21 protein-coding genes and 1 tRNA gene are annotated in these 25,138 nt (G+C 36.0%); 14 read left to right on the top strand and 8 right to left on the bottom strand.

Translation table 11 applies throughout. The annotated features are described in order from the left end of the window. Positions 1-359: 359 nt before the first annotated feature. The 3 genes from OZP07_RS14020 (at position 360) to OZP07_RS14010 (ending at position 5,853) form a co-directional block, all read left to right on the top strand. Complete coding sequence (locus OZP07_RS14020; protein ID WP_281635582.1) at positions 360-3,875, top strand: nitrate reductase; 3,516 nt, start codon at positions 360-362, stop codon at positions 3,873-3,875. 74 nt (positions 3,876-3,949) lie between these two features. Next, positions 3,950-5,377, top strand: coding sequence for a rubredoxin (locus OZP07_RS14015; protein WP_281635581.1), 1,428 nt, complete (start codon positions 3,950-3,952; stop codon positions 5,375-5,377). A gap of 212 nt (positions 5,378-5,589) precedes the next feature. Then, positions 5,590-5,853: a hypothetical protein gene (locus OZP07_RS14010; RefSeq protein ID WP_194638989.1), complete on the top strand. Its 264-nt coding sequence runs from the start codon at positions 5,590-5,592 to the stop codon at positions 5,851-5,853. 48 nt (positions 5,854-5,901) lie between these two features. Here OZP07_RS14010 and OZP07_RS14005 read toward each other — a convergent pair whose 3' ends face one another. From OZP07_RS14005 to OZP07_RS13995, 3 genes are all read right to left on the bottom strand, one after another. Beyond that, positions 5,902-6,948, bottom strand: a complete 1,047-nt coding sequence (locus OZP07_RS14005; RefSeq protein ID WP_281635580.1) for an MBL fold metallo-hydrolase — start codon at positions 6,946-6,948, stop codon at positions 5,902-5,904. A gap of 44 nt (positions 6,949-6,992) precedes the next feature. After that, positions 6,993-7,355: a VOC family protein gene (locus tag OZP07_RS14000; protein ID WP_281635579.1), complete on the bottom strand. Its 363-nt coding sequence runs from the start codon at positions 7,353-7,355 to the stop codon at positions 6,993-6,995. 188 nt (positions 7,356-7,543) lie between these two features. Beyond that, the gene (locus OZP07_RS13995) at positions 7,544-7,924 is read right to left on the bottom strand and encodes an iron chaperone (protein WP_194638984.1); all 381 of its coding nucleotides are present in this window, start codon (positions 7,922-7,924) and stop codon (positions 7,544-7,546) included. A 190-nt stretch (positions 7,925-8,114) separates the two neighbouring features. Here OZP07_RS13995 and katG point away from each other — a divergent pair, with 190 nt between their 5' ends. Continuing rightward, positions 8,115-10,355: a catalase/peroxidase HPI gene (gene katG, locus OZP07_RS13990; RefSeq protein ID WP_281635578.1), complete on the top strand. Its 2,241-nt coding sequence runs from the start codon at positions 8,115-8,117 to the stop codon at positions 10,353-10,355. A gap of 106 nt (positions 10,356-10,461) precedes the next feature. Here the strand turns inward: katG and OZP07_RS13985 are convergent, their stop codons facing one another. Further along, positions 10,462-10,851: a DUF1398 domain-containing protein gene (locus OZP07_RS13985; protein WP_281635577.1), complete on the bottom strand. Its 390-nt coding sequence runs from the start codon at positions 10,849-10,851 to the stop codon at positions 10,462-10,464. A gap of 245 nt (positions 10,852-11,096) precedes the next feature. After that, entirely contained in the window at positions 11,097-11,531 is a 435-nt protein-coding gene (locus OZP07_RS13980) for an acyl-CoA thioesterase (protein ID WP_194638970.1), read from the bottom strand. A gap of 259 nt (positions 11,532-11,790) precedes the next feature. Between OZP07_RS13980 and OZP07_RS13975 the strand changes: the two genes are divergently transcribed. Next, on the top strand, positions 11,791-12,297 hold the full coding sequence (locus tag OZP07_RS13975) for a DUF6642 family protein (RefSeq protein WP_281638477.1): 507 nt from the start codon (positions 11,791-11,793) through the stop codon (positions 12,295-12,297). 26 nt (positions 12,298-12,323) lie between these two features. Here the strand turns inward: OZP07_RS13975 and OZP07_RS13970 are convergent, their stop codons facing one another. Together OZP07_RS13970 and OZP07_RS13965 are read right to left on the bottom strand one after the other, a co-directional pair. Next, the gene (locus tag OZP07_RS13970; RefSeq protein ID WP_281635576.1) at positions 12,324-12,695 is read right to left on the bottom strand and encodes a nuclear transport factor 2 family protein; all 372 of its coding nucleotides are present in this window, start codon (positions 12,693-12,695) and stop codon (positions 12,324-12,326) included. Between the two features lie 46 nt (positions 12,696-12,741). Further along, positions 12,742-13,431, bottom strand: coding sequence for a 2'-5' RNA ligase family protein (locus tag OZP07_RS13965; protein WP_281635575.1), 690 nt, complete (start codon positions 13,429-13,431; stop codon positions 12,742-12,744). A 433-nt stretch (positions 13,432-13,864) separates the two neighbouring features. On the opposite strand from OZP07_RS13965, the gene OZP07_RS13960 reads away from it, so the two are divergent. After that, positions 13,865-14,830, top strand: coding sequence for a DNA cytosine methyltransferase (locus OZP07_RS13960; protein WP_281635574.1), 966 nt, complete (start codon positions 13,865-13,867; stop codon positions 14,828-14,830). Here OZP07_RS13960 and OZP07_RS13955 read toward each other — a convergent pair. Further along, a complete protein-coding gene (locus OZP07_RS13955; protein ID WP_281635573.1) occupies positions 14,823-15,587 on the bottom strand; it encodes a hypothetical protein in 765 nt (254 codons plus the stop codon). The genes OZP07_RS13960 and OZP07_RS13955 overlap by 8 nt on opposite strands. A gap of 276 nt (positions 15,588-15,863) precedes the next feature. On the opposite strand from OZP07_RS13955, the gene tpx reads away from it, so the two are divergent. The 8 genes from tpx to OZP07_RS13915 all read left to right on the top strand — a co-directional run bounded on the left by tpx (position 15,864) and on the right by OZP07_RS13915 (position 24,827). Further along, positions 15,864-16,361 carry a thiol peroxidase gene (tpx, locus tag OZP07_RS13950; RefSeq protein WP_194638963.1) on the top strand — a complete coding sequence of 166 codons (498 nt, stop codon included), beginning with the start codon at positions 15,864-15,866 and terminating at the stop codon, positions 16,359-16,361. 8 nt (positions 16,362-16,369) lie between these two features. Then, a complete protein-coding gene (locus OZP07_RS13945) occupies positions 16,370-16,744 on the top strand; it encodes a diacylglycerol kinase family protein (RefSeq protein ID WP_194638962.1) in 375 nt (124 codons plus the stop codon). 18 nt (positions 16,745-16,762) lie between these two features. Then, a complete protein-coding gene (locus tag OZP07_RS13940; protein ID WP_281635572.1) occupies positions 16,763-19,222 on the top strand; it encodes a DNA translocase FtsK in 2,460 nt (819 codons plus the stop codon). A gap of 380 nt (positions 19,223-19,602) precedes the next feature. Further along, on the top strand, positions 19,603-20,268 hold the full coding sequence (lolA1, locus tag OZP07_RS13935) for an outer membrane lipoprotein periplasmic chaperone LolA1 (RefSeq protein ID WP_489886136.1): 666 nt from the start codon (positions 19,603-19,605) through the stop codon (positions 20,266-20,268). Between the two features lie 8 nt (positions 20,269-20,276). After that, positions 20,277-21,728, top strand: a complete 1,452-nt coding sequence (locus OZP07_RS13930; protein WP_281635571.1) for an LptF/LptG family permease — start codon at positions 20,277-20,279, stop codon at positions 21,726-21,728. Beyond that, positions 21,729-22,862 carry a 3,4-dihydroxy-2-butanone-4-phosphate synthase gene (ribB, locus tag OZP07_RS13925; RefSeq protein ID WP_281635570.1) on the top strand — a complete coding sequence of 378 codons (1,134 nt, stop codon included), beginning with the start codon at positions 21,729-21,731 and terminating at the stop codon, positions 22,860-22,862. Positions 22,863-23,019: 157 nt separating this feature from the next. Beyond that, positions 23,020-23,107 (top strand) — tRNA-Ser (locus tag OZP07_RS13920). A gap of 622 nt (positions 23,108-23,729) precedes the next feature. Then, positions 23,730-24,827 carry a helix-turn-helix domain-containing protein gene (locus tag OZP07_RS13915; RefSeq protein ID WP_281635569.1) on the top strand — a complete coding sequence of 366 codons (1,098 nt, stop codon included), beginning with the start codon at positions 23,730-23,732 and terminating at the stop codon, positions 24,825-24,827. The last annotated feature ends 311 nt before the right edge of the window (positions 24,828-25,138 follow it).

The following is a 25,138-nucleotide window of genomic DNA, read 5'->3' as shown; positions in this document are numbered from 1 at the left end:
ACGAACAGCATGACCCGAAGTTTTTCACGAAGGGGCACGCCCAAAGGAAGATTTTGGATTAAAATTTATTATTTAGGGCTGAAGATTCTGGTTGTCAATTTACTGCTTTCTGTTGCTGTTATCTGCTTTCTCTTTTTTGTCAAACTTGCAAAACATCAATTATTATTCTTCAGGAGTGGTCAATTCTTCTAATAATTCAAAATATTGAACCTATTTTTAGCATTCTAATTATATTGATTGCAAAGAGTGAAATAAAACTAGTTTAATACGTATTAATACGTAATTATTACTTATTTTTGTCTCTGTACAGTGTACAAATGATCCTAAGATGATTACTTTATAAATCAAAGATATACATAATGCAAAATACAGAAATCAAAACTACGTGTTCCTATTGTGGAGTAGGATGCGGAATTATTGTAAAAAATGATTCTAAAAATGGAGTGACGGTTACAGGCGATAAAGATCATCCGGTAAACAGAGGAATGCTTTGTTCAAAAGGGATGAACTTACATTATGTTGTCAATGATACTTCGGACAGGATTTTGTATCCCGAAATGAGATGGAGTAAATCACATCCAAAAGAAAGAGTAAGCTGGGACGCAGCTCTTGACCGTGCAGCAGCTGTTTTTTCTTCTATCATAAAAAAACACGGACCGGACAGTGTTGGTTTTTATATCTCCGGACAATGCTTGACCGAAGAATATTATCTGGTTAACAAATTAGTAAAAGGCTTTCTAAAAACTAATAATATTGACACAAACTCCAGACTCTGTATGAGTTCGGCAGTTGCTGGCTACAAAAAAACATTTGGTGAAGACTCAGTTCCAATCGCTTATGCAGATATTGAACTGGCTGATACTTTCATGATAACGGGGGCAAATCCAGCTTTTTGCCATCCAATTCTTTTTAGAAGACTGGAACAGCATAAAGAAAAAAATCCTAAAGTAAAAATAATCGTTGTCGATCCAAGAAAAACGGATTCGGCGCTGACTGCCGATTTACATTTGCAGATTCTTCCTGGTACTGATATTGTTTTATACCATGCCATTGGAAAACGATTAATCGAGAAAGGATATGTCGATTCGGATTTTGTGAAAAATCATACCGAAAACTTTCAGCTGTACAAAGACCTTGTAAATAGCAGTTCTTATGAAAATGCATCCAAAATTTGCGGCGTTACCGTAAATGATATTCACTTAGCTGCAGAAATGATTGGCAAAGCCAGAGGATTTATTTCTATGTGGGCTATGGGGCTTAATCAAAGTGCTATTGGTGTTGATAAAAATACCGCTTTATTAAACCTGTCATTACTTACTGGTCAGATAGGAAAACCGGGATCGGGGCCATTCTCATTAACAGGACAACCCAATGCAATGGGAGGGCGAGAAGTGGGAGGGATGGCTAATTTATTGGCAGTTCATAAAGAATTAGGAAACCCTGATCACCGTAAAGAAGTTGCTGATTTTTGGGGTGTAGAATCTATTTCAGAAAAACCTGGATTGACAGCAACTGAAATGTTTGATGCTTTAGAATCTGGAAAAATGAAAGCGGTTTGGATTATCTGCACCAATCCGATGGTAAGTTTGCCTGATTCCCGCAGAGTTGAAAAAGCACTGCAAAATGCTAAATTTGTTGTCGTTCAGGATATTTCTCATAGTGCAGACACGGCAAAATTTGCCGATTTATTACTGCCTGCAGCTGGCTGGCTTGAAAAAGAAGGTACGATGACCAACTCCGAGCGCCGTATATCGTATCTGCCAAAAGGAATTAACCCTCCCGGTGAAGCATTATCTGATGTTGAAATCTTGTTGAATTTTGCCAAAAAAATGAAATTCTCAGGTTTTAATTTTGAAAATACCGAAGCTGTTTACAAAGAATACTGTCTGATGACAAAAGGCACCAACATAGATGTTTCGTATTTAAATTATTCAAGGCTGAAAAACGAAGGGACTTTTCAATGGCCGGTTCCAGATTATGGACATTCGGGAACACCGCGTTTATTTTCGGATAAAAAATTCTTTACGCCTACAAAAAAAGCGATCTTCAATATTCCGGCCAGCATTAAGAATACTTCAGAAGAACCATCAGAACAATATCCGTTTATATTAACCACAGGCCGAATTCGTGATCAATGGCACACTATGACCAAAACTGGAAAAGTGTCCCGATTAATGACACATACCCCAAGTCCTGTGCTTGAAATAAATCCTATTGATGCTTACAAGTCAAGAATCAAAAACGGGGATATTGTTGTGGTTTCCAGCAAGAATGGTGAAGTACGCGTTAAAGCTAAAATAACTGATACTATAAAAGAAGGTGTTCTGTTTTTGCCAATGCACTGGGGAAAACAATTGGATAATGATTTGAACAGAACTAACAATCTGACTAATACGCTCGTTGATCCAATCTCCAAAGAACCCGATTTTAAATTCACCACGGTATGCGTAACAAAATACGTTAAGCCTTTCCAAAAGATTGCTGTAATTGGTGCTGGTGCTGCTGCTTTCCGTTTCATTCAGAATTATCGGGAAATTAATAATACCGATGAAATTATTGTTTTCTCAAACGAGGAAAACCCATTTTATAACCGCGTTTTATTACCGGAATATGTTACTGCAGAATTGTCTTGGGAAAGTCTTTTGAAAATAAAAGATGATGCTTTAGGACAATTAAACATTACAATGAAATCGGGCGTTGCTATTGAAAACGTAAACGCAGCGGATAAAATAATAACAGACAGTCAAGGCATAAAACATCAGTTTGATACCTTGATTATGGCAACGGGAAGCCGTCCTTTTATTCCCGAAAATGCACAGCTGCATCTGCCAGGCCGTTTTACCATTAGAAAGAAAAATGATGCCGACCGATTAAAAGACTACTTAGACGGAACCAGACTTCCAGCCGAAGAACAGCATGTAGTCATTGTAGGCGGCGGTCTGTTAGGGCTGGAATTAGCAGCGGCGCTTAAACATAAAAAAGTCAAAATAACAATTATACAAAGAGCTTCCAGATTAATGGAACGTCAGTTGGATCGTATTTCCAGTAAACTATTGGCTGAAGAAGTACAGTTAAGAGATATTCAGATTTATTTTGATAATGAGGTAAGCACCGTATTCGAAACCGAAAATGCGAACGAAATAGAAATCGCTCTAAAAAGCGGACGAATTCTAACCGCAAATGCTATTGTTTATACTATTGGAACTATTCCAAATATTGAATTGGCCAAAGAAACAGGTCTCGCATGCGGCCGTGGTGTAAAAGTAAATCAGTATTTACAAACTTCCAATCCTGATGTGTTTGCGATAGGCGAAATTGCCGAATTCAACAATCAATTATTCGGAATCACTTCTGCTGCCGAAGAACAAGCCGACATTTTAGCTAACTTTATTGGAGGCGACATCAGCAGTTTTTACAAAGGATCAGTACTGATGAATATTCTGAAACTAGAAGACATTAATCTGTGTTCTATTGGTGAAATTGAAGTGCCGGAAAATGATGATTCCTATGAAGAAATTGTTTTTGCCGATTTAGGAAAACGCTATTATAAAAAATGCATCGTAAAGAATGATTTACTCGTAGGTGCTATCCTGATGGGTGATAAAAACGAATTTGCCGAATTCAAAACAATGATTGAAAGCAAAATCGAATTGGCCGACAAGCGCAACACTTTATTAAGAGGAAGCGGATCAGAAGCTAAACCTGTTATAGGGAAATTAGTTTGTTCCTGCAGTCAGGTTGGACATGGTAACATTGAAGAAACCATTAAAAGCGGTGTAACCAATTTTACAGAATTATGCAAAACCACTGGTGCAGGATTAGGCTGTGGCAGCTGTAAAACTGAAGTAAAAGAGATATTAGCGAAGTGTAAATAAGTTTATTGTTTGTTGTTAATAGTTTGTTGTTGAGCAGCTATAAACAAAAAACTATAAACCATAAACAAAAAAAAATGGAATTAACGAGACTCATTGTAAAAGGCGGAGTAATATCTCCGGGGGAATTACGAGAAATTGTAAATATGGGGCTGGAGCAAGGACTTGACGCCATCTCTTTTGGATCAAGACAGGACATCATATTCCCAAAAGGATTCCAAAGTAATACTGCCGAAAAAATTGGAAAACATCATTTTGTATATCCCAATGAAAAAAGCGGTAACAATATCGTTTCGTCTTACGTAGCGACCGATATTTTGAGTAATACACCTTGGCTTACAGGAAATAAATTCCTTTATATCCTTGAGCAGTTCAAGGAAAATCCAAAACTTAAGGTCAATATAACCGATCCCAAGCAGCAAATCGTTCCGCTGTTTACAGGGCACATCAACTTTATAGCCTCACATCACGAAGACTATTGGTTTTTGTACATACGTCTCCCAAAATGGGACAAAATGGAACTTTTTCCAGTATTGATCTACAGCTGGGACATTGGAAAAGTCTACTACGAAATAGAAAAAATTCTTCAGGAAGAACCGGATACAATTGATATGATTTTCCAGCTCGTTAGTGAATTGGACACCAATAACAGAACAATTGATCAGCCGTTGAACATTTCGTTTTATCCTTTCCCGTATTACGAAGGCATGAACAGACTCGGAATCGATCAGTACTGGCTTGGACTTTACTGGCGCAACAACCTGTATGATCTGCAGTTCCTAAAAGAAATGTGTGATTTATGTTTTGACTGCAAGATTGGAAAAATATGTATTACCCCTTGGAAATCCTTTATCGTAAAAGGAATCCCAAAAGAGCGAAAACTTGACTGGGAAAAGTTCTTAGGCAAAAAAGGAATCAATGTGCGCCACTCCCTTCTTGAGCTTAACTGGCATTTGCCTGTAGCGATGGAATGGGCATTGAATCTAAAAACGTTCCTAGTACGCACACTGGATCAGTTTGACATCAGTACCTATGGTCTTACCTTCGGATTGTCTGATTATAACCGTGATGGGCATTATTTTACCTCAATAGTAATTGAAAAAAACGATCCGCCAAAAGATCTCGAATCGATTAAAATACGAGACACCTTTAATGTGCTTCATGCCAAAAATTTCGATCCTAACACCCGCGAATACGTCGTACATGCACAAGACGTCGATAAATTGGAATTACCCAATATTCTTATCGAATTGAGTAAAAAATATTTTGAAGAATTAGGCACCAGTGTATTAGAATTTCAAAATGCCAAAGCTAAAAAAGAAACCAAAGCACTAGATATTCATCAATGTCAGGAGTGTTTAACCATATATAATTCCGAATATGGCGATGTCATTCAAGGCATCGAAAAAGGAATTCTTTTCAAAGATTTACCAGAGGACTATTGCTGTTCTTTGTGTGAAGCACCAAAAAACAGTTTCATCCCTTTGATAGAAGCCAAAGTATAGCCAAAATAGTCTGCTGCATTTTATTTGGGCGTGCCATCATAAAGCAAAAGGGCCAAATCATCATTGCGCTGATTCGGCCCTTTTGCTTTATGCTGTCGGGCTGTCCGCGTTACTTCGGTAACTTGCTCCCATTCCTCACGCGTTACTGCTCAAAAGAAAGTTGAGCGGTTAAATAATCCAGAGTACTTAAATTTATCGTATCAGTTTTAAATTTGCCTCAAAATGAAGACAGAATAAATAAAGTTTTTGATCATTGGATAAGAAGATGGAGGAACTTTACAGGTACGGTTGTAAAACAAAGTGATTTAAGACAATTGTCAAAGACTGAATTGTTTTTGAAAGGGAATAATAAAATCAATATTTACAAAACAAATTCTCCTTTTAATACCGTTACCGCTTCAACCGAAATAAAAACCTTGTCATCAATTATTTCGGTACTCATTATTTTTTCATTAGTAAATGAATCAACAATATAGGTTTTTATTTTAAGTTTTTATAAGGGTTAGGTGAAAAAAAATATAGAGTTACGGAGTATTATGATTTCTCCACCAAGTGTCTATTATTGAGTGGTTAGAATCAAATAATTCACCTATTTTTGGTAAACAATAATTAAGATTTTTAGAAACTGCTTCTTGAACAAAACGCTCCGCAGGTTCAGTCCATGTATGCTGTGCCAAAGCAAAACCAGCCCAATGCACCGGCATCATGTTTTTTACATTAGCATCTATGGAGGCTTGTATGCTTTCTTCGGGATACATGTGAATCTGGTGCCAGTTTTCATTGTATTGGCCACATTCCATAAAAGCAAAATCAAATGGTCCCAAGCGAGTGCCTATTTCTTTGAAATGTCTGCCGTAACCGCTGTCACCACTGAACCAAATATTTTCTTTTTCCGTTTTTAATGCCCAGCCACCCCAAAGAGATTTTGCTCTATCAGTCAGTCCTCTTCCTGAAAAATGACGGGTCGGGGTAAAAGTTATTTGGATTTCATCAAATGAATTTTCATCCCACCAATCGAATTCAGTGATTGTATTTTCGGGTATTCCCCAGGAAACTAAATGTCTTTTGACTCCCAGAGCCGCGTAAAACTGTTTGGTTTTGCTTCTGAGTTTTTGAATGCTGTCATAATCCAAGTGGTCGTAATGGTCATGGGATAGGAGTACTAAATCTATTTCTGGAAATTCCTCTATGAGATCCAATGTGTTTTGGCTGAATCTTTGAACAGCAAAAGGAGCAATAGGTGCCGCATTGGAACCAAACATTGGGTCAATAAGAATTGTTTTGCCGGCTAACCGCATCAATACTGCCGAATGTCCATACCAAATGCTTCGCATCGACGGATGAGGTTCAAGAAACAGTTCTTTATTAAATGGGACAATGGGTAGAGCATTCTGAGGTTCTCTGCTTTCTTTTTTACAAAATTGTTTGTATAATAATTTGGGCAGCGTCTGAATGCTGATATTCATTTTGGTAATTTCTAAATTTTCGAAGATTTTTCCATTCCAGTACTTTGACTCAGCATATTTTTCAATATCAGATTTTTTAGGTTTTGCACCAAATTGTTTTCTCATCGCATTTCAATTTTGTCTTTTTTAGTATTTATAAAGGTAATTTTCTATTCATTAAACTCGCCAATATGCCAAAGAATACCAGACGGATCATGAATCAAACATTCTCTGCCCCAAGGCATTTCTCGAATGGGCACTAATTTTACATTTTCATATTTGACAGTTAAATTCAGTTCCAAAAGCTTAATCCAAAATTGTTTGACATCATCGACTTCTAAAAAAAGCATTGTATTGTCAATCCAGTCTTTGACATAGGCATCCTGCAGATAGAATCCAATTCCCTTGGTTTCAAAATAAGAAAAATTAGGTGCCAATATAATTTCATTAAAACCTAAGTCCTGATAAAAACTTCGTGAAATTTCAAAGTTTTTGGAACCTATAAACGGTCGGATTGATTTGGCATTGTGCATTTTTTTAGTTTCTAAGTTTCTGAGATGCTAAGATACTAAGTAATTGTCAGTTCCAGGAGATTTTTAGAAAATGGGAAAAGTTTTTTTGAAAATTATATTAAGAACTGACGTTAAGTAAAATAGTTTTAAAAAATCTTAGAAACTTAGCATCTCAGTAACTTAGAGTCTTTTCTCAATATCTTAGAAATTTAGCTCTTCAGCAACTTAGAATCTTTTCGAGCTTCATTCTCTTTCACCCTAAAAATAACAATTTGTTCAATCAGCCAGTAAGGAATGGGATGGTCAACAGGAAACTGAACGGAACCTTTTCCTTGTTTGTAATTAGAAAGCTCATTAGAAAATTCTTTGTGTCCCGTTGGCGTGGCATAAAATCCGATGTGGTTTTTATAGCCTGCAAAATAGACCAAGGGCTTTCCATAAATTTTATAGGCAGGCATTCCATAGGAAATGCTTTCAGCGGCTTCCGGCGCATTTTTTGTAATGGCGTTGCGAACATTTTCCAGAAGAACCTGAATGTCTTTTGGGAATGTCTGAATGTATTCGTCAACGGATTTAAAATTAATTTTCATGGTTAATTTTATTTTTAATCAATGAATATAACGCTTAACGAAGTTACAAATAAAAAAGCAGATCTGCTGAATTCAGAATTATTCTAAACTAAGATTTTGAAGTGTAACTATAATTTTTATCTATAGAAAAAATAATTAGGATAAAAATAATTTTGGTAAATTAGTCTAAGTTTTTAAAAATCATTACATTATGGAAAATAATACAAATCATGAATCCTCAAGTGTCAATCCGGTCAGCGGTGAAGGCAAATGTCCATTTTCGGGAGCAGGCACACAGCAAAATGCCACTCCAAAACCAAGAAATCATAACTGGTGGCCTGATCAGTTAAATTTAAATGTTCTGCGTCAGCACTCTTCGCATTCCAATCCGATGGGTGAAGATTTCAATTATGCTGAAGAGTTTAAAAGCCTTGATCTGGCTGCTGTAAAAAAAGATCTTTTTGCATTAATGACTGATTCGCAGGACTGGTGGCCGGCTGATTATGGTCATTATGGACCTTTCTTTATCCGTATGGCGTGGCACAGTGCGGGTACGTACCGTATTGCTGACGGACGTGGCGGAGGCGGAGCAGGAACACAGCGTTTTGCTCCGCTCAACAGCTGGCCGGATAATGTCAATCTGGATAAAGCGCGCCTGCTGTTGTGGCCGATTAAACAGAAGTATGGCAAAAAAGTTTCTTGGGCAGACCTGATGATTCTTGCCGGAAATTGTGCACTGGAATCAATGGGTTTAAAAACTTTCGGTTTTGGCGGGGGGCGTGCCGATGTTTGGGAACCAAATATTGATATTTACTGGGGTTCCGAAGGAGAGTGGCTTGGAGATAAACGTTACAGTGGTGAGCGTGAACTGGAAAATCCATTGGCCGCTGTACAAATGGGATTAATTTATGTAAATCCAGAAGGACCAAATGGAAATCCTGATCCTGTTGCGGCTGCAAAAGATATTCGGGAAACCTTCGCCCGTATGGCAATGAATGATGAGGAAACCGTGGCACTTATTGCTGGAGGACATACTTTTGGTAAAACGCATGGTGCGGCAGACCCAAATGAATATGTAGGACCGGAACCGGCGGGAGCAATCATTGAAGAGCAGGGGCTTGGATGGAAAAACAGTTTTGGATCGGGACATGGTGAGCATACGATAAGCAGCGGACTGGAAGGTGCCTGGACAACAACACCTACTAAATGGAGTAATAACTTTTTTTGGAATCTATTTGGCTACGAATGGGAATTATCCAAAAGTCCAGCCGGAGCGCACCAATGGAAGCCTAAACACGGAATGGGAGCAGACTCTGTTCCTGATGCGCATAACCCAGCATTACGCCACGCGCCAACAATGCTTACGACCGATCTTGCCTTGAGATTTGATCCTATTTACGAGCCTATTGCTAGACGTTTTCATGAAAACCCAGATGTGTTTGCGGATGCGTTTGCCCGTGCATGGTTTAAATTAACCCACCGTGATATGGGACCAATTGCCCGTTATCTAGGCCCTGAAGTGCCTGCGGAAGTACTTATTTGGCAAGACCCAATACCAACTCGTAACTACCAATTAATTGACGAAAATGACGTCACATTGTTAAAAACGAAAATAGCGGACTTAGGATTGTCTGTGTCACAACTGGTTTCCACAGCCTGGGCTTCGGCTTCAACGTTTCGAGGTTCTGACAAAAGGGGAGGAGCCAATGGTGCCCGTATTCGTCTCGCTCCGCAAAAGGATTGGAAAGTAAACAATCCTGAGCAGTTAGCAAAAGTTTTGGAAAAACTTGAAGGTCTTAAAAATGAATTCAATACTGCCCAATCTGACGGAAGACAGGTTTCGATAGCTGATTTAATCGTTCTGGCAGGTAATGTCGGAATTGAGAAAGCAATTCAAAAAGCCGGACAAAGCGTGACCGTGCCTTTTATACCAGGAAGAACAGATGCTTCACAAGATCAGACAGACGTAGAATCATTTGCGGTTTTAGAACCGGAAGCAGATGGATTCCGTAACTATTTGAAAACGCAGTATACGTTTTTGGCAGAGGAACTTTTAATTGACAAAGCACAGCTGCTGACACTAACCCCGCCTGAATTGACAGTACTTTTGGGAGGTCTTCGTGTTCTTGATATTAACTTTGATCAATCCAAAAATGGAGTATTTACAACCCGTCCGGAAACATTGACCAATGATTTCTTCGTTAACTTACTTGATTTGGGCAATATTTGGAAGAAATCTGCTGATGCAGCAGATGTATTCGAAGGTTTTGACCGCAAGTCGGGAGCTTTGAAATGGACAGGAACGCGTGCCGATCTAATATTTGGTTCCAATTCTGAGCTTCGCGCGCTTGCTGAGGTTTACGGCAGCGGGGATTCTCAGGAAAAGTTTATACAGGATTTTGTGAGTGCCTGGACCAAAGTAATGAATTTGGACCGCTTCGACTTAGTCTAATGGCTAAATTTATAAATGCTGAAAAAGGTGACCTGAAAACTGGTCACCTTTTTGTTTTTTAAAGCATTGAGATTTTTTTAAGTTCCGTCATTCGTGTACCAGCAAGCTAAACGGGTATTTTTTCAATTATAATTTCAGAGCCTGATTTATCAAAATAAGTGCAGGTCATTTCGATTATGTCCACTCTCCATTTTGCAATACCGCATTGTCCCGCGTGACTGCAAAACGTTAAATAATCGGTCTGTCCGTCTTGGTGCATCGCTAAAAATTCGATGAAACGTTCTTTATTGGCTGAGGAAGCAACTTCTATTTCATCATATTTTTCATCCGAAGTAACGTTGTAATTATTAACGCCAAAATATTGCACGTGTCCGTCATTTACATAAGTATCATATCCTTTTACCCCCAAAATAATTAAATCCTGTATGTAATTTGGGAAATCAGCACCGCTTTTTACTTTAGAATGAGCTTCTTTTATTTGTTCAATTGTAAACATATTTCGTTGGTTTTAAAATTAATCATAAACTCAAAATTTGATTGTTGTTTTTTTGGAGCAGAAGGATTTGTTATTTTTAGAAACATCGTCCCGCTATCCTTTACACACAAGCGATAGCGAACTGACGAAGTAATCTTATAAGTCAAACCCCGGCTTATAAGGATTGCTACTTTTATAGGGGCTAAAAAACAGCTTTTTTTGCTTTTTTTGCAATTATCCTAAAACCAAAAATACAAGAATTTACCTTATAAATTTACAAAATCTGCAGTTTTAGGAAAAACGCCCATAGCTTCGACAACAATCTGCGGCGTCGGACTGGCCAGTTTTCTGAGTTTTGTGTCCATCCAGGCGCCTTCTACAGTAATGACTGCACATAAAACATCCTCTCTATACAATTCGTGCACAATAGACCAGCGCGAAGCATCGGCTTTCAATTTTGCCATTTTGGTCTGCATAATAATCTCATCCGAAATATTTATTTCTTTTCGGAACACACATTCTTCTCTGAATAAGATTGGTCCAATGTGTTCCTTTTGCATCACTTTTAATGTCAGTCCCAACTGATTCAGGATTTCAACACGATGCTGTGCCCCAAAATCATAATAAGCACTGTGGCGCAGGTGAAAATTGGGATCTAAATCAGACCAGCGAAAGGAAAGCTGTTTGCTAAATGTAGCCATGTATAAGTAAATTTATGTTTTTTTATGGGCTAAGATAGTAAGGATTTTTAATGTGCAGGTATAACTTTTTCCCAAAATTATTAATAAAAATAGGCGGGTTTAGTTTTAAATTTTGGTAATTTGTATTTATAATTAGTACCTTCATTATTGTATTGAAGAACCATTAAAAGAACCAATTTTGAATCTGCAGCTCAAACATAACTCTGAGGATTATGACCAATTTATTTTTTGCCTTGAAGGTGTACCAGATGTTGAGGTAATGACTATTACTGACGCAGTCAAAAATCTTGAACAGCTGGCGCTCGAACAGGGTATTGCAAGTATCTATAAGACTTGTGATACTATTGAAGGACTGGAAGAAAGCTTAGGTACGCTGCTTTATGATGATCACAATTTCAAGGATTATGTAATTATTTATTTGGTCATGGAAGGCAGAAGAAATACGATCTGCCTCAATAATTATTACTACAGTTTTGAAGAAATTGCCGAAATTTTTGAAGGTAAAATGAAAGGTAAAATTCTGCATTTTGCCAATACCAAAATACTTGACCTGAAAGAAGAAGAAGCACAATATTTTCTGGATATTACTGGCGCGCTCGCTGTTTCGGGTTATGGTGTGGCTGATAAAAGTATGAACAGTAATTTATTAGACAAGGCATTCTTTAGTTTATGCCAGGAACTGGATGATGTTGTTGAAATAGTAGAAGAACTGCATCAAAAGCATTATGCGATGTGTAAATTACTTGATTTTAGATTGTATTATTAAATGGGATGAAATTAAAATGGGCAGTTTTACAGTCTTGCTTTTTGCGATACAACTGCTAAATTATTTATTATTTTCCATTCATTATCAGTGTCCAGGACTAAGGTATTGTATGAAATAAAATGATTTTCTGCACTTTCTAAACGAAGTTTAACCGAAGCAATTGTTTCGCTCACATCAATGTTTTCAATTGTCATTATTCTAGGCAGTCCGCCAAAAACTCCGTCTCTGACATTTGCCAGATATTTTTCTCTTTCTATTATAGTCACGCCTGGAGTTCCCATAAAATGATTACTGGTTACACGAAAATCTTTATGCAGGACTTTGTCCAACAGTTTTGTGTCGCTGTTATCGCCTCCTTTTACAAAATCGGTGATGGCTTGTTTTATTTTGTCAGTCATTGCTGTTTTTGTTTGTTTTGTAAAATGACTTATATGTTGAAGAATATTAAATTTTGAATTCAGCCAGTTTCTGAACGATTTTCTCTCTTTGGTACCAGTCATTGTAGACTAACTCTAATGTACTGATTTTTGAAGTTCGAAAATCATGATTTCTGTATTTTTCTATGCAGTTTATAAACTGGCTGGTATCGTTTATTTTTTGTCTGAATCTAAGTACCGTTATATGTGCGGTAGTTAGTGGATATCTTTTATCAATGCTTTTTTGTAAGCTCGATTTTCTAAAATTGTTTCTTAGATTTTCCCGAATTTTATTTAAGGTTTCTGTTTTTGGATACCCCTGAATCATAACAGCAGCGTCGGAAGCGGTTATTCCTTTGAATTCAATTTCAAATTCACTTAATGCCTCTAAACTTTCTGCTATGATTTCAGAATACTCATTAACATTGATAGCGGCTAAATTAAATCCCTCGTAACAAGAGATAATTGACAGCGCGGTTATATGTAAATCTGGGTTTGAATAGTAATATTGTTCTGGTTCGGTTTTCTTTAATTCGTTCAGGAAATCCTGAATCTTATTTTTGGTTTCAATTTCTGGTCTGATGACCAAAGTTATTCCGAATCTCTTGTCTGCAGGATTATCAATATTTAAATCGACGGCATAATCATCATTTAAAATTTTTTGGCAGGACTGATTGTATAAATCATCGTAGAGTTTATGTAAGTTCTTGTTATGCATGTTGAGTTTAACGGAAAATGGGTCGAAAATATGATGCTCTCAGCAGTCTGTGGAAAGGCTAAGGTTCTATTTTCAAATATAGGACGTTTTTTTGCAGATGACCAAAAGACTTCTCAATTTTATGATGCTGTTTATTTTTGAAATCAATGAGCCCAGGATGGAAGCGGTATCCTTTTTATCCCGATTTTTTTTGGGATAAAAAGATACAAGCGTACAGCTGGATAAAGCTCCTAAAAAATAAGCTGTCAGGAATCAGTGCATTTTTAATTTTTAATGTTCTCCGCATTGATTTCGCTGGTTTCATCTGTAATATTTCGTTTTGTTCAATTAGGAAAGTATTTGTTTTTATTTTTTTAAATACGCCTTTCAAGATGTATATTTGTTTCCGAAAATGTAATTTTGCAGACAAAAATTAGCGACAAAATTGAATGTAATGAGTGATAAATTTACTGTTGGCAGTTTATATGCTGGTATTGGCGGAATATGTCTTGGTTTTAAAAAATCAGGATTTGATATAAAATGGGCCAATGAATTTGATAAAAACGCCTGTATCACTTACAGAAATAATTTTCCGCACCAGCTCATTGAAGGCGATATTCTGCAGTTAGATATTGATGCTATTCCAAAAATAGATATACTCACTGCTGGTTTTCCCTGCCAGCCATTTTCTGTAGCAGGCTATAGAAAAGGCTTTGATGATAATAGAGGAAACCACTTTTTCCGAATACTGGATTTTGTGGATACCATGAGGCCTAAAGTGGTGTTTTTGGAAAATGTCAAAAACCTTTATACTCATGATCACGGCAAAACTATGAAAGTCATCGAGCAGTCCTTAAGAGACAGAAATTATTCTTTTCAGGCCAAGGTTTTGAATACTAAAGATTATGGAAATATTCCTCACAACAGAGAGCGGATATTTATGGTTGCATTTGATAAAGATGAATATCCTGATGCCGAAAATATTTTTGCATTTCCAGAGAAAGAAGAACTGACAAAGACCATAAAAGATGTTATCAGTAAAGAAAAAGTTGACGACAATTTCTATTATGGCTCAGATAAATATATGTTTAATATGCTCAAAGATACCATGAAGTCCGAAGATACTGTTTATCAGTTCAGACGCCAGTATGTGAGGGAAAACAAATCGAATGTCTGTCCGACTTTGACAGCAAATATGGGAACCGGAGGGCATAACGTACCGCTTATTAAAACAGAATTCGGTTTCAGAAAACTAACTCCACGAGAATGCCTGCGCTTTCAAGGCTTTCCGGATACGTTTAAAATACCGGAAAAAATTGCCAATTCAAGTGTTTATAAACAAGCAGGGAATTCTGTAAGCGTGCCCGTTATTCAGGCAGTTTCAAAAAATATACTGAAGGTTTTAAAAGGGACTAAATAGTTTTCAATTCCTGAACGAAATTTTTAATGGGTTTCATGTCACCGCTTTGTATGTAATAATTGCCGGCATCCATTTTGGTGTATTGGTTCAGTATTGCGTTTTGAGGTAAAACATGCTCATTTTTTATTGCTGCAATTACATCGGAATTGGTGCTGTAACCTGCAATATCAAAATACCAGGTGTTTGCAGAAAGTATATTGTCAATAGTTTTTCGGTCTATTTCATTGTTTAAAAACAATCGTTCCGTTTTAAAAAGTTTTTTGATGTCAGGCTGAATTCTGACTAAAACAAAATAATCATACGAAACTGATGCGCCATTATTGAGCAGAATATTAGGGATATACTGTGCCTGCAGATTCCAGTCTTTTGTTTCCAGCAGCAGTAAATTAGACTGAGAAGCAGCCGATTTCACATTGATTTTTTTACCCTGAATCTCTAAATCCGAATCATCCCAAATGCCTTTTGGGTAGATGCCAAAATCGGGCTCTTTTAGTTCCAGACCTTCCAATTTTAAATAATTATAAAGCTCAGCTTCTGCTAATTTTCCTTGGAATGTATTGCAGAATTTTTCGCCTCCTTTTCGGTCATACTGCCCGCCGGTTCTGCAGTCCCGATGATGTCCTGTTCCAAAACACATTTCATAGGCAAAGGCTGTAATCTTTTCTATAGTTTCTCTGGAAATTAGAGTTCCTGCAAATGCTCTTTTATTATTGATATTATAATTGTTTGAACCCGCTGGGCTGTCTAATTTTATCATCAGTTTTCTTATTGTTCTTAGTGTTAGGATTTTACTATTTATAAATGTAAGTTTAATTTTCAGATTTAAATAGGTTTTCACTATAAATCTGGTGACAATTATGTTTAATTTCTTTCTTATTTAAAATATTCAATGACAAATGAGTAAACTTCTGCTTATATTTAAAAGCGCTGGCAGTACGTTTTAAACGCGGATAACACGATTCCTCAAATAACAAATACTTTTAGATTCAAATATTAATCCTTACTTTTGAACCTCATAAAAAAAATAAATTATATGGCAACTATAACATTAGGAGGAAATCCAATACACACTTCAGGTGAATTACCAAAAGTTGGTTCGAAACTGGCTGATTTTAAATTGGTTAAAAACGATTTGTCAATAGCTGATTTAAGCTCTTTTGCAGGGAAGAAATTAGTTTTGAATATTTTTCCAAGTATTGATACTGGAACTTGTGCGACATCTGTTAGAAAATTTAATGAAAGTGCCGGCAGTTTAGCAAATACTGCTGTTTTGTGTATTTCAAGAGATCTTCCATTTGCACAAAAACGTTTTTGCGGTGCAGAAGGTCTTGAAAATGTTGTAAACTTATCTGATTTTCAGGAAGGTACTTTTGGAAAAAACAATGGTTTAGATATTGTTGACGGACCATTAGCTGGTTTACATTCCCGCGTAATCATCGTTACTGATGAAAACGGAGTGGTAACACACACAGAGCAAGTTGCCGAAATTGCAAACGAACCTAATTATGAAGCTGCTTTAGCAGTACTTTAAAAGTTTATATGGAATTTCAAAAAGACAATACCTTACTTACGGGCCGATTGAAAAGCGTGAAATACGCTTTTCTTGGTGCCGTAAAATTAATAACTACCGAGCACAGCATCATGGTTCAGTTTTCTATTGGAATCCTTATGACCATTGCAGGTTTTTATTATCATATTTCTACAACTGAGTGGCTTTTTCAGACTATGGCTGTCGGTTTAGTAATGAGTATAGAAGGATTGAATACCGCAGTTGAAAAAATTGCCGATTTTATTCATCCTAATTATCATGAAAGAATTGGTTTTATTAAAGATATTGCAGCTGGAGCCGTATTTTTTGCAGCATTAACAGCAATTGCAGTTGGTCTTATTATTTATATCCCAAAATTTTTATAGGCTCAATTAAATTCAAGAATGGCAAAATCTACAAAAAAAGAAGCTTTAGATAAAAAGAGTGAATCAGAATCTAAGGGAATAAAGTCATGGAAATTAACCAAACAGCATCGTATTGTTTTTGGGGCTCTTCTGGTTTTATTTTCAGCAGCATTATTGGCTGCGTTTGTTTCCTTTTTCATTTATGGGCAGATAGATCAAAGTGCTGTTTCTGAATTGACAGACCGTAAAGAAGAAGTTCAGAACTGGCTCGGAAAATTCGGAGCCTATCTTGCGGATTTAATTATTTACCGCGGTTTTGGTATTGCTTCTTTTCTGTTTGTACGCTTATTTTTCCTTACCGGAATGTATTTGGTTTTGGAACTTTCTGTCAAAAAACTGAAGGGAACCTGGTTTTGGGATTTATTTGCCATAATAATTATATCTGTTTTATTTGGATTTTTTGCAACCTCAGTGCCTGTATTGGGCGGAACTATCGGATATGAACTGAATTTGTTTATTCAGGATTATATTGGAAAAACGGGGACATTATTAGCTCTTATTTTCGGTCTGATTATTTATTTGATTTTTAAAATACAGGTGTCTCCCGAAAAGGTGCAGTCGTTTTTTGAAAGTACTAAGAAAGAAATCAGCGAAGACAGGGCTGAAAGTGCCATGGCAGTTACAGCCAATGAGCCTAGTTATAATCTGGAGGAATTTGCTGTAGAAGAACCTGTAGAAGAAGATGAGGAGGAACTGCTGGATAACATTCATTTAAAAACAGTTAATTCCCAGTTTGAAATTAATAAAGAAGCTTTGAAGCCTACAATTTCAAGTGCTTCTGAAATTAATCTGGAGCCGACGCTCAAACCGCTTCCAATGGATATTCTGCCTCCAAAAGAAGAATCTGTGAAAGATGAAGCTTTTGTAATAGAAAAAGCGGTTGAAGAAGATATTATCGAAGATAATCTGGCATCTCGACTCGTTTCAGATTTTGGGCTGTTTGATCCTACTTTGGATCTGTCCAATTACAAATACCCGACTATTGATTTATTAAAAGAGTATTCATCGGGCGGTATTACTATCAATCAGGAGGAATTAGAGGAAAATAAAAATAGAATTGTAGAAACGCTCCGCAATTACAAAATCGAAATTGCGCAAATCAAAGCAACCGTTGGTCCATCGGTGACTTTATATGAAATTGTTCCTGAAGCCGGTATCCGTATTTCAAAAATCAAGAGTCTGGAAGACGATATTGCCCTGTCACTTTCGGCATTGGGAATCCGCATTATCGCTCCGATTCCTGGAAAAGGAACTATTGGTATTGAGGTTCCAAACAAGAATCCGACAATGGTTTCTATGAAAAGTGTGATTGGCTCTGCCAAATTTCAGGAAGCTGAAATGGAACTGCCTATTGCTTTGGGTAAAACCATTTCGAATGAAACTTTTGTAGTTGATCTGGCGAAAATGCCTCACTTATTGATGGCGGGTGCTACAGGACAGGGAAAATCGGTTGGACTGAATGCAGTAATTACTTCGCTGCTTTATAAAAAACATCCTGCCGAGATTAAATTTGTTATGGTTGACCCTAAGAAAGTCGAGCTGACACTTTTTAATAAAATCGAAAGACATTATCTGGCCAAACTTCCGGATACTGATGATGCAATTATCACTGATAATGCAAAAGTGGTCAATACTTTGAATTCGCTTTGTGTGGAAATGGATAACCGTTACAATCTGCTGAAAGATGCGATGGTTCGAAACATAAAAGAATACAATGAAAAATTCAAGTCCCGAAAATTAAATCCTGAAAACGGACATCGCTTTCTGCCTTATATCGTTTTGGTAGTCGATGAGTTTGCCGATTTGATTATGACCGCAGGAAAAGAAGTCGAAATGCCTATTGCGAGATTGGCGCAGTTAGCCAGAGCAATTGGTATTCATTTAATTATTGCTACACAAAGACCATCTGTGAATGTAATTACAGGTCTGATAAAAGCCAACTTTCCGGCGAGAATTGCGTTTAGGGTTTCTTCTAAAATTGATTCACGGACTATTCTCGACACACAGGGAGCCGATCAGTTAATAGGACGCGGAGATTTATTGTATTCAAACGGGAATGATGTAGTAAGGGTGCAGTGTGCCTTTGTTGATACTCCGGAAGTTGAAAAAATAGTAGATTTTGTTGGTTCTCAAAAAGCGTATGCAACCGCTTATTTACTTCCTGAATTTGTTGGAGAAGACGGCGGTGTTAATCTGGAAATGGATATATCAGAAAGAGATACTCTGTTTAGAGAAGCAGCTGAAGTGATTGTAAATGCACAGCAGGGATCGGCTTCATTATTACAGCGAAAACTGAAATTAGGCTACAATAGGGCCGGCAGGTTAATTGATCAATTGGAAGCTGCAGGTATTGTAGGTCCTTTTGAAGGCAGTAAAGCCAGAAGCGTGAACATACAGGATATGGCTAGTCTGGATCAGTTTTTTAATAATGAGAATTAGATTTTTAGATTCTTGGGTTTTTGAAGTTTGGACTTTGAAATAGATCTGATAGTAGAAATTTATCTTTTTTTTAATGCTTTTAACTTTATTGCTTTTTATTTTTGCACCAAATTTCTCGTTACTTGGATCTGCGTGAGGGATAGAGAAGTCAAAGTTATTAAGTTAAGATTTCTTGATGGAGTTTCTTAAGCATAATTCTCGCAAAGGCACTAAGACGCAAAGTAATGATCTGATTTCTTTGCGTCTTAGCGCCTTTGCGATAGTGAATAAAGCTTAAAACTTAATGACATTGGGATAAGTAAGCAGCATGCTTGCAGGAGCAATAGCGGACTGACGAAGTAAATAATTAGAAAATACTAAGCACAACAAAATACATAACAATGACACTACAGAATAAAATAGGAATGAAAACAATTTTGGGACTTTTGACGTTTTTTTTGATGGGATTTTCAGCTCAGGCTCAGGATGCTAAAGCAAAAGCTTTGCTGGATAAAGTTACTGCCAAAGTAAAAAGTTATGACAATATTACGATTGATTTTAAATATTCCCTGAATAATGCCAAAGAGAATATCAATCAGGACAGTAAGGGAACGGTGGTAATGAAGGGAAATCAATATGTTCTGAATTTTATGGGAATTACCAAACTTTTTGATGGTAAAAAGATTTATACAATTGTTCCTGAAGATGAGGAAATTACGGTTTCGGGTCTTAATGACAAAGATGAATCAGCTGTTACCCCTTCAAAAATGCTGACTTTTTTTAATAAAGGCTATAAATTTTCAATGGACATTGTTCAGAATGCAGGCGGTAAAAAAATTCAGTACATCAAATTGGTTCCGACTAATGCTAAAGATCAGAGAAAAGAAATCTTGGTAGGAGTGGACTCTAAAACGAATAATGTCTACAACATAATCGAAATTGACAGAAAAGGTACAAAAACGACGTTGACTGTGAATTCTTTTAAAACAAATCAAGCATTGCCAAAAAATCAATTTACCTTTGCCGCAAGTAAATATCCCAATTATTACATCAATAAATTAGACTAATTATTTAGGTGAAGATTTTAGACAGATACTTATTAAAAACATTTCTCGGTACATTTGCTACGGTATTTGTTATCCTTTTTTTTGTATTCATACTGCAGACGGTCTGGCTTTTTATAGCGGAATTGGCGGGTAAAGATTTAGATTTAATAATGGTTATTAAGTTTTTAGCTTTTTCGATGCCTCGGATTGTGCCTCTGGTATTACCGCTTTCCATACTGCTGGCTTCGATAATGTCTTTTGGAAGTTTATCCGAGCATTATGAGTTTGCGGCAATGAAATCTTCCGGAATTTCACTGCAGAGAGCAATGAGGAGCTTGGTAATTGCTATTGCCGTATTGAGTTTTATCGCTTTTTTATTTGCAAATAATGTGATTCCGTATGCCGAATTTAAGTTTATCAATTTCCGAAAGAATATTGCACAGGCGAAACCGGCGCTGGCTATTACCGAAGGGCAGTTTAGCAATATTGGAAAATACAATATTAAGGTAAATAAAAAATCAGGACAGAACGGCAATCATCTGACAGGGATTACTATTCATGAAAAATCTCAAAACGGAGACGGCAGTAAAACGGTAATCCGTGCTACAGACGGTGAATTAGTAAGTAACGAAAAAACTAATCTTCTCCAGCTGGTTTTGAACAACGGGAACTATTATCAGGATATAGTGCCTAAAAAATTTGAGGACAGAGATAAACTGCCTTTTGCTAAAAGCTCGTTTAAAAAATACCGTATTAATATAGATTTATCCAAACTGAATAAGGTGGATACCAAAGATGAGTCGGTGTCCAATACAAACAATATGCTTAATGTTAGTGATCTGAAGTATACTTTGGATTCTTTGAATAAAAACAGAGATGCAGAGATTATTAATTTTGCAGAAAACAGTAATACTAGGGTAGCTTCGTTAAACAGTAATAATGCTCCGGTGGTGACTAAAAAGAAGCCTTTGGAGAAAAATCTGTTATCTCTTTTTGACAATAAGAAAAAAGGAGAGATTTTAGCATCAGCCAATAGTAATGTTCAGAGCATGATGTATAATATTGATGCTGCTAAAACTGAACTTGATCTTAAAAAGAAAAAAATAAACAGTCATATTTTGTCATTATACGACAAGTTTGTGATTGTATACGCCTGTTTCCTAATGTTTTTTATAGGAGCTCCGCTGGGTGCCATTATCAGAAAAGGCGGTGTTGGTTTACCAATCGTATTTGCGGTATTAATTTTCATATCTTTTCACTTTATCAATACTTTTGGTAAAAGAATTTCGCAGGAAGATGGCTTAGCTCCTTTCTTTGGTTCATGGATGTCTTCTATGATCTTGACACCATTGGCTGTTTTATTGACCTACCGAGCAACAAATGATATTGGCTTAATCAATTTAGATGTCATATTTACGCCAATTCAAAAAGTTTTTCAAAAAGTTTTTCAAAAAATAATTCCATCTCAAAATAAAGAATAAATGTCTGCTACAAAAATACAGCTCAACACTATAGAAGAAGCCATCGAAGACATTCGTCAGGGTAAAGTAATTATTGTTGTTGATGATGAAGACCGCGAAAATGAGGGTGATTTTCTAGCCGCTGCTGATAAAGTAACTCCTGAAATGATCAACTTTATGGCTACACACGGCCGTGGTTTGATATGTGCTCCATTAACAGAAAGCCGCTGCAAGGAATTAGGACTTAATGTTATGGTAAGTAATAATACCGATCCTATGGAAACTGCTTTTACCGTTTCGGTAGATTTGAGAGGTAAAGGAGTGACAACCGGTATATCAGCTGCCGATAGGGCCAAAACGGTGCTTTCATTAGTTGATCCAGTTACTAAACCGCATGATCTGGCACGTCCTGGGCATATTTTTCCATTGATTGCTAAGCAGGGCGGTGTTTTGAGAAGAACAGGCCATACAGAAGCTGCAATTGATTTTGCACGATTGGCAGGATTTAAGCCGGCCGGAGTGATTGTCGAAATAATGAATGAAGACGGTTCTATGGCCCGTCTGCCTCAATTAGCTGAAGTGGCGAAAAAGTTCAATCTAAAATTAGTTTCTATAGAAGCATTAGTTGCTTATAGAATGCAGCACGACAGCCTGATTATTAAAAAAGAAGATTTTGATATCAATACCCGTTTTGGAACTTTCCGCCTGAGAGCCTACGAGCAGATTACAAACAAGCAGATTCATATTGCATTGACTAAAGGGACATGGAATCTTGGCGAGGCTATATTGACCAGAATACATTCATCGCAGGTTAATAACGACTTATTAGGGACACTGACCAATAATGTTGATCAGCAGCTGGATGATATGTTTAAAATTATTAATGACAATGGTAAAGGCGCTGTAGTATTTATCAATCAGGATATGTCGGCTGTAAATTTACTGAACCGCATTACTGAATTGAAAGCACTTCAGGCTGACGGTACTATGAAAGCTCCGAAAGTTGTTATTGATACGAAAGATTATGGTATTGGAGCTCAGATACTGCATGATATTGATATTTCTAAAATCCGTTTGGTGTCCAATACAGAGCAGGGAAAACGCGTCGGTATGATAGGGTATGGGCTGGAAATTACAGAATATGTAAAGTATTAATAGTCTAAAAAAAATAGAATAAACCAATTAACTGTCACAAAATAAATCACTTAAAATAGTCAAAACAAAAACATCAGTTTTTTTCATAAAAATGTTTTGTCATCCAGAAAAACTCCCTATATTTGCACTCGCAATCAGGAAATGAAAGCAACATACTGGAGAAATGGCAGAGCGGTCGAATGCGGCAGTCTTGAAAACTGTTGACTGTAACAGGTCCGGGGGTTCGAATCCCTCTTTCTCCGCCAGCTGAAAAGCAAATGGTTACAAAACCCACTAAATTCAACGATTTAGTGGGTTTTTCTTTTGGGCGATATTAAATATTCATTAAATCTCAAAGTTTAGGTGTCTTTCGAGGGTCACTAAAAATTATAATTCTAAGATAAGCTAATTTTTAAATATTATAAATAGTTCTATCCAAAATTTTGAGCGTGCAAATATAGATAATTATTACTTTTTATTTGAAAGAGATTTTCAGACAAAATTCTTATTACAATTCAGATAAAAAAACTATAAAGACCATGTCCGAAAAACAAAATTTTCATAATAAAATATTTTGGAGATTTTTTGAGAAAAGATTTGAGCAGTGGTTTTTAATATTTAGGTAACTTATCCATTTTTTTTTTAAAATATTGCTTTTGAAGTTGTATATATTAACTTTGCTGCCCTTAAATAGTGTTACTTTATTACATTCTTTAAAAATACTCAATGCATCCTTATATATCTATACTTACTATTTTTTTGACAATTTTGATGACCTGTCATAATTGGAACATTAACCGTAATTCCATTTTTTTATCGGGATTCATTTACGTATTATGCTCTTATTCTTTAATGCATTATGTGTTATTTTTTGAAAAAAGTGTTTTTTTGCTCGCTATTTTTTACAATAATACCGCTCCGATTGGTTTTATGATTGGTCCCCTATTATATTTTTATGTGAGAGGTACTCTATTCGATAATAGTAAGTTTGCTAAAACTGATTATTTCCATTTCGTTCCTGCTTTTATCAATTTGGTTAGTATAACACCATATTTACTAACACCTTTTTCTTATAAATTAGCTTTAGCACAGCGAATAGTAAAGGATACTATGGTAGCAAAAACATTTACTGTAGGACTTTACCCTAATGTTGTAAATATTATCGCAAGACCTACTTTATTGTGTATTTATCTAGTATTGGTACTTGTTATGTTGTTTCGCTTTTGGACTAAAATAGGTACTAATAAACGGATTCCTAAAGTCCAGACTCGTAAGGTATTGGTATGGCTTATTAGTTTTATATTTATAATTCTATTAGTAATTGTATGTTTTGCGTTACTGTCTTATTCTTTTTTAAAAGAACCGAATCCAGACTTGACCCAATTTAAAACTAGTTTGCCAATGGATATTATTAGTTTTTGCCTGCTAGCTATCCCTGTTAGTTTGTTAGTTTTTCCTGAATTGCTTTATGGAATTCCTCAAAGAAAGAAAAAAAACAATAAAAATCATTTTTTAGAATCTGAAAAACAGATAAAACCAGATGAAACAGTACTTCTAAAAAGCAATACTGTAAATGTTTTACAAAATGAGGAGCACAATGTGATACAAGAAGATCTTCAGGACAAAGATATAGAGCCAAGATTTATTGAATTATCTCAATCCATTTTAGATTATATTAAAGAGAGTGAGATTTTTCTAAATGCTAATTTTTCAATGGAAGAACTTTCCCGATCTATGAACGTACCCAAGCATCATCTTTATTATTGCTTTAATAGTATATTGAAAGTTAAATTAACAAAAATACGTGCTGAACTCAGGGTAGAATATGCAAAAAAGTTAATAGAAGATGGACTTTTAGATTCATTAACACTTGATGCAATAGGTAATAAAGCTGGGTTTTCATCACGTTCTTCTTTTCAGAGTACTTTTAAAGATGAAGTTGGTTGTACTCCAGGAGAATATCTAAAAATAAAATCTACCCTTTAGAATAAACTAAATTGCATTTTTTGAAATTGAAATAATTACATTTCATAAAATACAGGTCTAAATAGACCTAAAACTTCTTTGATTTAAATAGCAATTTATAAAATAAACGAACTTCATTTTTGAATAGACACGCTTCTTCAGTTTTGTGCCTGTATAGATTTACCTATAGACTTGTCGTGCTTTTTTTGAATGTATTTAACAAAAAAATGCTAGTTGAAAATCATAACAAACTGAAATTTTTTTTAAAAAAGTATTTTTTTTCTTATGTTTTTAAACTTAATAGCCTTGATGATTTCAATGATAAAAGAATA

Source organism: Flavobacterium marginilacus (assembly GCF_026870155.1).
Lineage (GTDB): Bacteria > Bacteroidota > Bacteroidia > Flavobacteriales > Flavobacteriaceae > Flavobacterium > Flavobacterium marginilacus.
This window is presented reverse-complemented; position numbering and strand designations above follow the sequence as displayed.